Raw genomic sequence first — 13080 nt, 5'->3', positions numbered from 1 at the left:
TAGCCTTATTCCTATTTTGTTATATGAAAAAATTCACAGAATGGATATAATAAAAGTATGTACGTAAGTAAATTCAGGAGGTGTTAGCTTGTTACAAGATTTACTATCTGAGGATAATGTATCTTTTCATTATCCTGCAGAAACGTGGGAAGAGGTAATTCGTCACGGTGGACAACTCATGGTTGATGCTGGTTTTACTGACCCATCTTATACGGAGGCTATGGTAGAGGTAGTGCGTGAAATGGGGCCATATATTGTATTGGCACCAGGTCTTGCTATGCCACATGCTCGTCCGGAAAATGGGGCAAAACGTGTAGGTACTGCATTGGTAACCTTAGAAAAACCATTGAATTTTGGTAGTCCTGACAATGATCCTGTTTCTGTTGCGTTGTTTTTATGTGCTCCAAACAAGGATGAACATATTCAGTTGTTGACAGATATTGCTACATTATTTGAGGATGATGAGTTTTTAGATGCGGCTGCTGATTTTGAAAGTATTGAAGATGTACAAGCATTCTTGGCAGAGCATTTAGAAGATCAAGAATACGTTTAGTAGGAGGCAAGTATGATTTCTGTATTAACTGTATGCGGTAATGGCATTGGTTCTAGCTTGATGCTAAAAATGAAAATTGAAGAAATCTGTGCTGAAAATGGTATTGATGCACAAGTTGAATCTATTGATTTTAATGCCGCACAAGGTCGTAAAGCGGACCTTATTGTAACTGTAAAAGAGTTAGCTGAACAATTTGAAGACAAGAATGTCGCTATTGTTCGCAGCTATATTAATAAAAAGAAAATCACTGAAGATATTCTTGATGCATTGAAACAAGCAGCTCAATAATGTAACAACTATATATAGGAGGTAGTGCCATGGAAATGGTATTAGAGTTCTTACGTGATGTGCTGTCTCAACCAGCACTTTTGATTGGTATTATGTCATGTATAGGTTTGATTGCCTTGAAACGCCCGTTTCATAAGGTAATGACTGGTACATTAAAACCTATTCTTGGATACTTGATGCTCGCAGCTGGTGCAGGTGTTATCGTTAACAATCTTGATCCACTAGGTAAGATGATTGAGCATGGCTTCCATATTACTGGTGTAGTACCAAACAACGAAGCTATCGTGGCTGTAGCACAAAAGGTACTTGGCGTTGAAACGATGTCTATTCTCGTAGTAGGCTTATTGATGAACTTATGTATTGCTCGTTTCACCAAGTTCAAATATGTGTTCTTAACAGGTCACCATAGCTTATTTATGGCTTGTCTTATGTCTGCCGTACTCGGTACTGCAGGTTTGTCCGGTATGGAACTCATCCTTGTAGGTGGTTTCTTGATGGGCGCTTGGTCTGCTATTTCTCCAGCAATTGGCCAAAGCTATACATCTAAGGTTACAGAAGGCGATGAAATTGCTATCGGTCACTTTGGTAGTTTAGGTTATTATTTATCCGCTTGGGTTGCCAAATATGTAGGTAAAGCAGACGATAGTACAGAAGACATTGAAATTCCAGAAAAATGGGGTTTCTTGCGTGACTCTACTTTATCTACAGCATTGACTATGATCGTATTCTACTTGATTGCAGCCTTTGCGGCTGGTTCTGAGTTTGTAGCTACTTTATCTGGTGATATGAGTCCTTACTTATATGCTGTTATGAGCGCTATGAACTTTGCTGTAGGTGTAACAATCGTATACTCTGGTGTACGTATGATCTTAGGTGATTTGATTCCTGCATTCCAAGGTATTGCAACAAAAATTATCCCTAATGCCATCCCTGCAGTAGACTGTGCAGTATTCTTTACATATGCTCCAACAGCCGTAGTATTGGGTTTCATTAGCTCCTTTATCGGCGGTATCATCGGTATGCTCATCCTTGGCGCTGTAGGTGGTGTATTAATCATCCCTGGTCTTGTACCTCATTTCTTCTGCGGTGCAACAGCAGGTATCTATGGTAATGCTACAGGCGGCCGTCGTGGTGCTGCAGTAGGCGCATTCCTTAATGGTTTGGCTATTACTTTCTTGCCAGCATTGGCATTGCCAGTTCTTGGTCAATTAGGTTTCCAAAATACAACATTTGGTGATGCTGACTTTGCTGTAATGGGTCTTGTACTAGGTCATGCATTCGAATGGATTGGCATGGCAGGTATCTATGGCATCGTAGCGATTGCAGCTCTTGTACTTATTATTCCAAACTTTATTAAAACAAAAGGTAAAGTTATTAACTACGTAGAAGAGGAGTAATGAAAACAACTGAGCAACATAGTAATGTTGTAATACGATATATATTCCTCACCGTAGGGGCCATAAGTTTTGCTCTCGGTACAGCGGGTATCGTATTACCACTATTGCCAACAGTACCTTTTTATATGCTTACCTTATTTTGCTTAGCTAGAGGATCTGAACGTTTTCATAACATGTTCTTAGAATCTAATTTGTATCAAAAGACTGTTGGTGCTTATGAACGCGATAAAGCGTTAACGTTGCGGACAAAGTTGTCTATTCTCTTATCTGTGACTACAATAATGGCGATTGGTGCGTATTTCAGTCAAGATATGCCCATTGCACTTGGTGTTATGGCCTTTGTATGGATTGGTCATGTTATAGCATTAGTCTTTATTGTAAAAACAAAAGAATAATGAGTTATTGCAGATTATTTTAAATATGCCTCGTAAGTTAAACTACATTTGTTTAGCTTGCGAGGCTATTTTTGTTATAAATTTATATTTTTAAAGAAAAAATGAATTATTACAAAATTTAATTTGACAATGAATATCAATAAGTATACTATGATAACTGTGTAAGTGATAATTTATATAGTATTTGTGTATATGGTGATAGTATGAATCCACATAATCATGCAATTTCACGTGCAGGACTTACTATGTCGAGACATACGGTGTTTGACGGTATCGATCTATTATTTCTGGATGTGAAAGAAGAGTCGGTTCAATTTTATGCTAAATCACATACCAAGACATTTGCCATAAATCATTGTGAAGAGGGGCGCATCGAGTGTAAGTTTACATCTGGGGAATATTTATATATGGGGCCAGGAGATATGTCATTAGGTTGGCATACTCATGCTGACTACCAACATAAAAATTATTTCCCTACAAAACTTTTTAAGGGAATTGTATTACTCGTAGATGTAGAAAAAGCGCAACCTGTATTGGATTCGCTTGTTACTGAGTCACGTATTAATTTAACAAGCCTAGCTGAACGATTTTGTGAGCATTCCGAGTACGGTATGATGATGGAAGAAACTGAATCGGTTAGACAGATTTTTTCTAGCTTATATAAAGTGCCTGATCAAATAAAGGGGCACTATTTTAAATTGAAGGTTATTGAAATCTTTTTGTTATTATCGGTAATTTCTACAAGTAATAATGAAAAGAGAACGACCTATCGGAAACAGCAGGTTGATATTGTGAAAGCTGTTAACGAATATGTATCTACTCAGTTTATGAAGCGCATTACAATTGAGACATTATCTGAACAATTTGATGTACCTACATCTACATTAAAACGATGTTTTAAGGGTGTATATGGTACGACGATACATCAATACTTAAAAGAATGTCGTATTAATGCAGCTAGGCGGTTACTTCAAGAAACCGATCAATCTATTCTTGAAATCGCTAATGCCGTAGGCTATGAGAATGGCAGTAAGTTTACTAGTGCCTTTAAAGAGGCTACTGGTGTCACTCCAAGTGCTTATCGTAAAGTATAACAATTTAATATTGTCCGAAACGTATATTTTTGGTCTTTTCGGAGTAGATATGCAAGATACACTTTGCTAACATTAAAATGTAAATGATATTCAATGTCATTATATGTTGGTAGAGTGTATCTTTTTATTTGAGAGTGAGAGATACAAAACATATAATTAGTTAAAATTTGAGGAGGGCACAATGGACCGGTGGGGACATACAAAGCGTACTATAATTCTATCTAGTGCAGTTGCCTTGTGGCTTAGCGCGCCTCTTGTAGTATGGGCTGAGAATGCAACCGTTACTACAGATGTTGTTCATGTTAAAGGAACATGGGCAGAAGAAGAAGCAAAATTGAACTCACAGCAAGTGCAAATCATTACCAAGAAAGATATTGAGAAGAAGCAGGCGAAGTCCGTCGAAGACATTATTTTTACACAAACAGGCGTATCTAGAACTGTAGACGCTATGGGACGTGTAGGTGTATCTATTCGTGGTGCAGAAGCGCGCCACACACTTATTTTAGTAGATGGTCAACCAGTATTAGGCGATTTTGATAAGTACTCCGGTGCAGCAGATGAAGTTCAACGGTTAGGTACAGAAAATGTTGAACGCATAGAAGTTATCCAAGGGGTAGCCAGTGCAAAATACGGTTCCGATGCTATTGGTGGGGTTGTTAACATCATCACAAAAAAAGCACAGAAGAAACCGACCTTACAATTGAACGCAGAAGGTATGCGTCGTAAGAGTGATGGTGATACATTCCCATTCCAAAACTTCTTTATTCGTGCTGACTCTGGTCAAATGGGTAAGTTAAAGGTTGGTTTGTCAGGCAGTAAACGTGATCTTATGCCTGTTTTAGCATCCGTTAAACGTCGAGATTCTGGAATGGCCTTTGATTATGCAAAACATAATTTCAAGCCAAATGTGCTTCGTTATTATGGTGATGCGGCTGATATCGGTCTTGTAGCAACCTACGAAGCTAATGATAAGAATAAATTTGAAATGCGTCTTAACCGCTACACAGAAGACCTTGTACGCGATGTTAAGCACTCCGACTCTGACTTAGAACCTCAACAACATTTCAAACGTACCGCAGACCGCAATACGGCTAATTTACAATGGTCCTCCCGAGCAGGCAAAAGCGATTGGACTGTTGAAACTAACTACTCCCGCATTAAAGAAAATGATGTAGCCCTCATTAGCTATACAGGTCGCTCCGCCTATGAAGGCTCCAATGAGTTGCGTTATATCGATAATATCGATCACCGTCAATTGGATATTCGAGCTAATGCCAATACACAGCTCAACAAAAATCATTTGCTTAGCTACGGTGTAAGCTACGCTCGTGAAGAAGGCTCTGGTAGCCGCTTAAAGAGTTCTCCTAATACAAGTACCATGTACATTGATCCTTGGGATTACGATAAGAGCTTGCTAGTTGATAAACTCGATCGTCTTGTACGACGTAAAGGCGACAATAGCATTAAAGTTTACTCTCATATTCACGACTATAAATTCATTAATTCCGGTGGTGGTATGCCGCAATGGGATATGGATTATGAATATTATGGTGCAGAAACAGATGCTCAAAAACCAGGTATAACTTATGATGACTATATAAACTATGGTTTGTCTGAAAGTAGATTAAGTGATTGGTCTAGTACATCTCCTAATAATCAACCTGTAACAGATGAGTTTAAAGCTCGTTATAAGGCTTTAGAAGATCGTTTGAAAGCAGAAAATCCTGTATTATCTGCAACACGTGCCAATATTGTAGGTGATTACTTTAAATACGGCGAGTCCAATGATCCGGAAATGCGTAAAAAAGCACCTAAGCTAAATGGTAAAGCCTTTTTAGAAGAATATCGTAGCCGTGATCAACGCTTAACAACTGGTAGCGGTACAATTCGCAAGTTAAATGCTTATGTTTCTGATACATGGCAGGTAAATAAGAATTTAACATTATCCCCAATTCTTCGCTTTGATAACAGCAGCTTATTTGGTTCTAATTTATCTGCGTCCTTAGGGATGACCTATAACGTTAAAGGCAATACACATCGCAGGTTTAAAGCTAATGTAGGTACTGGATATACAGAACCAGGTATGGGCGAATTGTGGTACAACTGGGAAATGTATGCTTCTAATCCTGTTGGGATTGGGGTTGCAAAACTTGGTTGGTACTGGGCCGGCAATCCTAATTTGAAACCTGAGAAATCTGTTAACTTTGACATGAGCTTAGAAGGTGAAAATAAGAATACTTATGCTCGTGTAGGCGTATTCCATAACCGCATCAAAAACTATATGTCTGTATACTTCACAGGGGACTTTATGGACTTTGCTCCATACCTCAAGGGTGATGCTAAGTACCAACGTGCACCAGACATGATTTATAGCTTTAAAAATATTGGTAAAGCTGAAATTACGGGCCTTCAAGCAGAGGTACAACAAAAATTCGGTAAGTATTGGTCCGGTAAGCTCGGGTATACATACTTGCATGCCATCAATAAGAGTGATCCAACAATGCCTCGCCAATTGTTGGATAAACCAATGCATAAGATTGATATTGGCATTACTTATGACAACCCTAAATCCGGTTGGAATGGTTCCATTTGGGGCGATTATTATATCAATATGCTTGATAGTAATACTCTTAATAATGGTGGCAACTACTGGCCAGATATCTTATCTGGTGATGCAGGCGTATATAAGAAGCAAAGCTATGAAAAGAAAACATTTGGCATTTGGAACGTAATGGTTCAAAAACGATTTAACAAAAATGCCATGATGTACTTTGGCATCAATAATATCTTTAACCATCGCGATGATGACCGTGCTACGCAAGAACGCGTGTATCGTGTAGGGGTTAACCTTAAATTTGGTGGTGGAGACAGTAGTAAAACGACAGCTATCGGTAAGACTAAAGATGGTGCAAAAGGTAGCATAGCAGGTTCAAATGTAACGGGTACTAATGGGGAAGTTACAAATGCTGAATCCGGTGTACAAAACGTATCTGACGTGGTTCGCTTAACTGACTTTATTCGTTCTGATTTCGACACTACTAAAGAACGTGGTGTTACATTAGTTGGCGACTACAGAGCACGTTGGATGGCACATGATGGCTCTAATAGACCACAATCTCCATTTAGAGAAAATTCCGCTATTGGCTCTGCAAAAGCTAATATGTACGATGCCAATCGTCATAGCTTTGAACAACGCTTGCGCTTAGGCTTCGATGCTCGCCTTAATGAGTTCACAAATCTTAAAGTTATCGGTAGTGCAACTGGTATGAGCGGTGTTGATACAAGCTGGACACAATCCGATTCTAAAGGCTTTAACTATCAACGAATCGACACAGTTGATCTCACAAGACGCGTTAAAAAATGGGATGTATCGGTAGGTCGCTTAACAGAACCTATGGGGGCTAGTGGTTACTGGTTTGGTCAATCTTATGATGGCGTTCGTGCCGTTTGGAATGGTCATGACTCACAAGTTCGTATTGGTGTTGGTACGTTCAAACATAGTACAGGTATTACTGATTCGGCTTATACTCATGCAGTACATGAAGTTATTTATAGACCGCCAACAGCGGCTGAATTGATTGGTATCAATCGTGATGAATATCCATATGATATCAACAGTGCTACAAAAACTGGCTCTGATGGTGAGAAAAAATCTACAGAGGATGCAGCAGCACCAGATAGTCCTAATGGTATCTATGATTCTACTTACAAAGGTAAGACAGATAGCATCTACTTCTATCAACAGCTTAAAGGCTTACAAGATGAATATGAAGCTTATAAGGAGTCATTAGATCTTAGCTGGAGCAATCCAAACCGCGATCAAGAAATGGCTAAAGCTGATGCTAAGCTAAGAGAGACTCAACAAAAACAAGCTCAAATCATGGGCCATTTACAAGATATTCTTACAAAAGCATATCCTACAGATATGGCTGGGAAGAAATTCTCCCTCGATATTCCATCTGGTGGTTATGCAATGTATGAAATCACTAATAAGCATACAGGAGAAAAACTCTATAAGACAGGGGATATTATGTATAATGTGAATTCCTCCTTATACCCTGAATACTTAAAAGAAAAGGCTAAAGGTCTTATCGTATCAACCGATAATAAAGATGCTTTAGTAAATCCTAAGGCCTATGTTGAAAAACATGGTGACGAGATCAATCAATCCGTAGCAGAAATAGCTAAATATAATGCTACAGATAACTGGAGTAATTATAACAATAGTGAGCTCGATGTTGTTTGGGTTAAACAGCCAGATGGTACTTTCAAACAATCCTATGATTACTATGGACAACCATCTAGTGATTATGAGTTCACTGGTTATTTAGGTGCTAAAACGTATAAATACGATAGTGGTAGCTATGTATTTAGCGATTATGATGCTAAAGATGCGATTTATAAAAAGAACTTTACAATGGCCTCTAACGACTGGGGTGAAGGTAGTTCTGATTATGGTTGGGGCATGACACCAGCAATGTACAACTATTTATACAATCTTGAAAAAGTTGTACATGATGCAGAGTCTGAAAATAAATTACCTCGTGAAGCAATAGGCAAGATCATCGGTAATTTGATTCGTACAGAAGGTGTAGTTCTTGAAAAAGATACTGTACCGGCTATTGATAAAGCGGCCTTTGTTCAATACAAGAAACAAATAGGCTCTCGTCTTGGGTTACAAGCCTGGTACTTACGTTCCTTCGGTGGTAAAACACATACCTATTTAAATGCAAATGGTAACGGTAATGATGAATATAACTTCTCAAATGTGGCTCAAGTATTCGGTATCGGCGCTAAATATCAATTAGGTGCTAATGCTTCTGTTACCGTTGATTACGGTCAAAACCGTTCTAACCTAGGGCGTTACTTAAATGGTAATACGGTATATCAACATGAACGGGGCACTGCGGACTTTGCTATTAAAGGTCATCAAATGGGTGGTACACCTCACTTCTGGATGGCTCGCTTAGACATTGGTCGTGCTGATCTAGATGTTCCAAAATCTTGGAATGCATTTATCGACTATAAATACTTTGAACATGGTTCATTCTTTGGCGGTAATGGTACTGGTGCTGTACCAGATCGTTATCTCGATGGTATTCGTAGCTTCACATTTGGTGCGGGCTATGTACCACGCAAGGATTTACTCCTTGAAGCATTCTATACATTTGATGCGAAGGGCACTAATAAACGAGATACTTTATATGGTAGTGAAAGCTTTAAGTTAGGCGATTATACAAGAATTCAAGGGACCTACAGGTTCTAATGCTCAGTCTGTAAACAGGCAGAAAGGTTACTAAAATGGAAAATTTAAATTATGTCATTCACTTGTTTCATAGTGGCGGGTATGTAATGTATCCATTATTACTCTTGTCTTTCATGGTTATCGCTATCGCTACAGAACGCGCTTTCTACTATCGCAAATATGCGGGTAAAACCTTCGTTGTTACTCATGCAGTCAATGAACTAGCAAAATTACAAAAGTGGGACGAAATTGATAAAGTAATCAAAGAAAACCCATCTATTGCAAGTCGCATTGCAGAAGCTGGTCTACATAATGCTTCTAGCGAAGAAGCAATGAAAACGGCCTTCGCTGATCAAATGGGTGTTGATGCGGTTGGTTTCCGTAAATATATGGATTACCTAAGCGCTACTGTTACAATCTCCCCACTATTAGGCTTACTTGGTACTGTTACAGGTATGATTGGTTCCTTTAGTATTCTCGATGCTGGTGCTGGTGCATCCGCTATTACTGGTGGCGTTGGTGAAGCCCTTATTGCCACAGCCTCTGGTTTGTGTGTAGCCATTATGGCATTTATTGTGTACACATTCTTTAGCCATCGTTTAGATTCCATTATTAATCAAATCGAAGGTATGTGTGTGAACATCGTTAGTGCTAAGCGAGAAGGGTGGAATTAATTATGAACCTACAAAGCTTTCGTATGAAAACAAAGCCTGAATTCATGATTATCCCAATGATTGATATTATTTTCTTCTTGTTGGTATTCTTCATGATGAACAGCTTGCAAACAGTTGCTCAAAAGGCGTTATCCGTGCAATTACCACAAGCTACAAGTGCCTCTGCACCAGCTCAATTACCTGTAGTACTTACATTAGATGCAGAAGGACATATTACAATTGATAATAAGCCAATGAGCATTGATGATGCTGAAGCCATGGTTAAACAGCGTATTCAAGAAAATCCAAATGCTAGCGTTATTTTACAAGCTGACAAACGCGCTGCTCATGGTCAAGTTGTAGCGATTATGGATATGTTAAAACAATCTGGCGTTAAACGCTTGGCCATTGCAGCCGAACAGAAAGGATAACTATGGGACTAGGCATATCATGGAAAAAAGCAGCCATTATATCCGCCATAGTTCATCTTATTGCTCTCTTTGTTGCCGTAATCTTTTTCGTAGTAGTTCCAGCAATTCAAGATATGGAAACGTATGAGATCGACCTCACACAAAGTGTACTCGATGATGGCGGCAGCGGTCATGCTGGTGGAGGTGGCGGGAACAGGTCTGACCTATTCCCAAAACCGTTGTCAGCAGATGAAGTGGCGGCAAGAACAAAGGCTGTTGTAGCGAATATAGATCCATCTACTGTAACAGATATTCCTGATGCAGTAGATGTACCCCCGAAAGGCGGCGAACATAAAGGTAATACCTTTGGTGATAATTCTGCAGGTGGTTCCGGCCCTGGTACAGGTGGCGGCTCTGGCGGTGGTAACGGTACAGGTGTTGGCACTGGTAATGGCGATGGTCAAGGTCAGGGGAATGGTAACGGTGACGGCCCTGGTAAAGGTGATGGTCATGGTACGGTGAAAGCTGCCTTTGATACGGAGGGATTCCGTGTAAGAGTGCAAAATAATGCACAAATGCCTTCAATGGCTTTAAAAAGAAAGTTACAAGGTGATGTAACTGTACAAGTTACATTAGATACAAATGGCAACCTTATTGGTCAAAGTATTAGATCGTCTACAAATGAAATCTTTAATGATGCGGCTATGTCTGCAGTAGTAGCGGCAACACCATATCAAAATCCAACTGGAGCAGATATTGATGTCAATATACCAGTTGAGTTTAGAGGTCACGAATCATCTGATGATGAAGATGAATAGAAGTATCTATGTGATAGACCTATCTATGAATTAAAGGAGATAATTATGAAATCCATTATTTTATATTCATCCCTCACGGGAAATACTAAAAGCGTAGCGGACGCAATGGCTTCCGTTATGCCTGAAGGTACGCCTTGCGTTCCTGTAAAAGAGGCGCCTGAGAATTTAGCTGATTATGACACTGTTTTCGTAGGTTTCTGGGTAGACCGTGGTACAGCAAATAAAGAGGCTGCAAAATTGATTGAAACCTTAACAAATCCTAACATCGTATTCTTTGCTACATTAGGTATGTATGCAGATTCTGATCATGCTCGTGAAAGTATTGAAAAAGCATCTGAATTACTACAAAATAAAGAGTCCCTTGTAGATGGATTCGTATGCCAAGGTAAAATTGATCCGAAAGTCATCGAAATGATGTATAAAATGTTCCCACCTGGATCTGCTCATGGTCAAAGCCCTGAACGCGATGCCTTACATAAAGCGGCTGAAACGCATCCAGATGAACAAGACTTTGCAAATGCAAAAGAATTTACAAAATCTGTACTTGCAAAGTTGCAAGCCTAAACTGAAAGGGGATTGGAGTATGAGTTTAGCAAGTTTCTTTGAATCCATTCCGGAGAAGCAACGGAATCTACAACTAGGTTTAGAATGCGATAATCCGATGAGTGGTGCATTCCCTCATAAACGGGTTGTTCATGCAGGGCTAAATGGTACCTTAGTTTCTCCAAAGGAAACACAAGCCGTTTGGGATACCTTAATGAATGGCACACCTAAAAAGGGTGAAATGCACTGCGCCTATATTCACATTCCGTTTTGTAAGACTAAATGCACATATTGTGGCTTCTTCCAAAACGGTACGAGTCAAAACGTAGAGGACCAATATATTGATGGTCTTGTTAGTGAATTACAACTCGCTAGTGAGCGTCCAAGACTAAAAGATGGGTTAATCCACGCCGTATTTATCGGTGGTGGTACGCCAACATCGTTATCTCCCGCAAACTCCGAAAGATTGCTGAAAGCCATTAAAGAGTATTTGCCACTAGCTAATGACTACGAGCTTACCTTAGAAGGTCGTATTCACGATTTGATTCCTGAAAATCTCGATGTTTGGATGGCAAACGGCGTAAACCGCATGTCTATTGGTGTACAATCTTTCAACACAGAAGTTCGTCAAATGGTAGGCCGTCTAGATACGAAAGAAACCGTATTAGAACGGTTGGCTGCGTTGAAAGCCTATGGTCAATGCTCTGTTGTTATCGACTTAATCTATGGTTTGCCTGGTCAAACTATGGAGGTTTGGGAACAAGATCTAGCTGATTTAGTAAGCTCTGGCGTAGATGGTGCTGACCTATATCAATTAAACGTATTTGATGGCAGTGATCTTAATAAAGATATTGCAAAAGGTAAGGTGCCAGCTGCTGCGACAACGGCTATGCAAGGGGATATGTTCGAATTCGGTCGCAAGTACCTTGATGAGCGCTCCTATCGCCGATTAAGCGCTGCTCACTGGAGTGCTAATAATCGTGAACGTAGCTTGTATAATATTTTAGCTAAAGCGGGCGTGCCTATGTTCCCATTTGGTAGCGGTGCCGGTGGTAACGTTGATGGGTACGGCATGATGTTACATCGTGCATTAAAGCCATACGAAGATATGGTTAGCCGCGGTGAAAAACCATTCATGGCTCTTATGAAACAAAGTGAATTACAACCCATTGTAAATCAAGTTGTAAGCCAACTTGAACAAGGGTTCCTCAATATTATGAGTTTGGTAACACTAGATCCAAGACTAGAAGAATTAAACTGGCTCTATGAATTATGGGAAGAACGTGGCCTCGTAGCTTACAATGGGTTACTTTATAAATTGACTGCAGCTGGTGAATTCTGGACAGTAAATCTTACACAAAGTACTTTAGAAGCTGTAGAGTATATCATGACTGGTAAAAACTCCTTCGCTATGGAAGCGGTGGCTGCCCAAGATACGAAAACAACGTCTAAAGATAATCCTAACCAAGAGGTACGTGGTATTGGTCAAGGTAAAGCTAATATTTCCGTACCAACAGATGAAGACTCCGAAGCACAACGTAAGGAAGCCCTTATAGCTAAGGCAAAAGCAGAAATTGCGAAAAGCGGTGCATCTGGTGAGTCAGCAGAGCGAATGGTACAGGCTATGTACAATTTGAGTGCTGATGAAATTGAATATATGATGGAACGTATGATGTCTTAACCT

11 protein-coding genes are annotated in these 13080 nt (G+C 39.7%); all 11 read left to right on the top strand.

The window, feature by feature from the left end; translation table 11 throughout:
- The first annotated feature begins 88 nt into the window (after positions 1-88).
- Positions 89-553 carry a PTS sugar transporter subunit IIA gene (locus tag VRHSUH10_RS03905; RefSeq protein WP_005385724.1) on the top strand — a complete coding sequence of 155 codons (465 nt, stop codon included), beginning with the start codon at positions 89-91 and terminating at the stop codon, positions 551-553.
- 12 nt (positions 554-565) lie between these two features.
- A complete protein-coding gene (locus tag VRHSUH10_RS03900; RefSeq protein WP_005385725.1) occupies positions 566-841 on the top strand; it encodes a PTS sugar transporter subunit IIB in 276 nt (91 codons plus the stop codon).
- 29 nt (positions 842-870) lie between these two features.
- Positions 871-2238 carry a PTS ascorbate transporter subunit IIC gene (locus VRHSUH10_RS03895; protein WP_105089523.1) on the top strand — a complete coding sequence of 456 codons (1368 nt, stop codon included), beginning with the start codon at positions 871-873 and terminating at the stop codon, positions 2236-2238.
- Complete coding sequence (locus VRHSUH10_RS03890; RefSeq protein ID WP_105089522.1) at positions 2238-2633, top strand: YbaN family protein; 396 nt, start codon at positions 2238-2240, stop codon at positions 2631-2633. The genes VRHSUH10_RS03895 and VRHSUH10_RS03890 overlap by 1 nt, the downstream gene beginning before the upstream one ends.
- A gap of 203 nt (positions 2634-2836) precedes the next feature.
- Positions 2837-3727, top strand: coding sequence for an AraC family transcriptional regulator (locus tag VRHSUH10_RS03885; RefSeq protein WP_105089521.1), 891 nt, complete (start codon positions 2837-2839; stop codon positions 3725-3727).
- Between the two features lie 181 nt (positions 3728-3908).
- Positions 3909-8993 (top strand): TonB-dependent receptor domain-containing protein, encoded by a 5085-nt coding sequence (locus tag VRHSUH10_RS03880; RefSeq protein ID WP_105089520.1) that lies wholly within the window; start codon positions 3909-3911, stop codon positions 8991-8993.
- Between the two features lie 35 nt (positions 8994-9028).
- Positions 9029-9646, top strand: coding sequence for a MotA/TolQ/ExbB proton channel family protein (locus VRHSUH10_RS03875; protein ID WP_009351131.1), 618 nt, complete (start codon positions 9029-9031; stop codon positions 9644-9646).
- Between the two features lie 2 nt (positions 9647-9648).
- Complete coding sequence (locus VRHSUH10_RS03870) at positions 9649-10056, top strand: biopolymer transporter ExbD (protein ID WP_004698605.1); 408 nt, start codon at positions 9649-9651, stop codon at positions 10054-10056.
- 2 nt (positions 10057-10058) lie between these two features.
- Positions 10059-10853: an energy transducer TonB gene (locus VRHSUH10_RS03865; RefSeq protein ID WP_105089519.1), complete on the top strand. Its 795-nt coding sequence runs from the start codon at positions 10059-10061 to the stop codon at positions 10851-10853.
- Positions 10854-10898: 45 nt separating this feature from the next.
- Positions 10899-11417, top strand: a complete 519-nt coding sequence (locus tag VRHSUH10_RS03860) for a flavodoxin family protein (protein ID WP_105089518.1) — start codon at positions 10899-10901, stop codon at positions 11415-11417.
- Between the two features lie 19 nt (positions 11418-11436).
- Positions 11437-13077, top strand: a complete 1641-nt coding sequence (gene hutW / locus VRHSUH10_RS03855; RefSeq protein WP_105089517.1) for a heme anaerobic degradation radical SAM methyltransferase ChuW/HutW — start codon at positions 11437-11439, stop codon at positions 13075-13077.
- Positions 13078-13080: the final 3 nt, after the last annotated feature.

Origin of the sequence: Veillonella sp. T11011-6 (assembly GCF_002959755.1) — a bacterium.
GTDB lineage: Bacteria > Bacillota > Negativicutes > Veillonellales > Veillonellaceae > Veillonella.
This window is presented reverse-complemented; position numbering and strand designations above follow the sequence as displayed.

Bases quoted from the DNA above. Each gene is read 5' to 3' on its own strand.
- VRHSUH10_RS03900 (WP_005385725.1), top strand. From the start codon at position 566: ATGATTTCTGTATTAACTGTATGCGGTAATGGCATTGGTTCTAGCTTG.
- VRHSUH10_RS03895 (WP_105089523.1), top strand. From the start codon at position 871: ATGGAAATGGTATTAGAGTTCTTACGTGATGTGCTGTCTCAACCAGCA.
- VRHSUH10_RS03890 (WP_105089522.1), top strand. From the start codon at position 2,238: ATGAAAACAACTGAGCAACATAGTAATGTTGTAATACGATATATATTC.
- VRHSUH10_RS03885 (WP_105089521.1), top strand. From the start codon at position 2,837: ATGAATCCACATAATCATGCAATTTCACGTGCAGGACTTACTATGTCG.
- VRHSUH10_RS03880 (WP_105089520.1), top strand. From the start codon at position 3,909: ATGGACCGGTGGGGACATACAAAGCGTACTATAATTCTATCTAGTGCA.
- VRHSUH10_RS03875 (WP_009351131.1), top strand. From the start codon at position 9,029: ATGGAAAATTTAAATTATGTCATTCACTTGTTTCATAGTGGCGGGTAT.
- VRHSUH10_RS03870 (WP_004698605.1), top strand. From the start codon at position 9,649: ATGAACCTACAAAGCTTTCGTATGAAAACAAAGCCTGAATTCATGATT.
- VRHSUH10_RS03865 (WP_105089519.1), top strand. From the start codon at position 10,059: ATGGGACTAGGCATATCATGGAAAAAAGCAGCCATTATATCCGCCATA.
- VRHSUH10_RS03860 (WP_105089518.1), top strand. From the start codon at position 10,899: ATGAAATCCATTATTTTATATTCATCCCTCACGGGAAATACTAAAAGC.
- hutW (WP_105089517.1), top strand. From the start codon at position 11,437: ATGAGTTTAGCAAGTTTCTTTGAATCCATTCCGGAGAAGCAACGGAAT.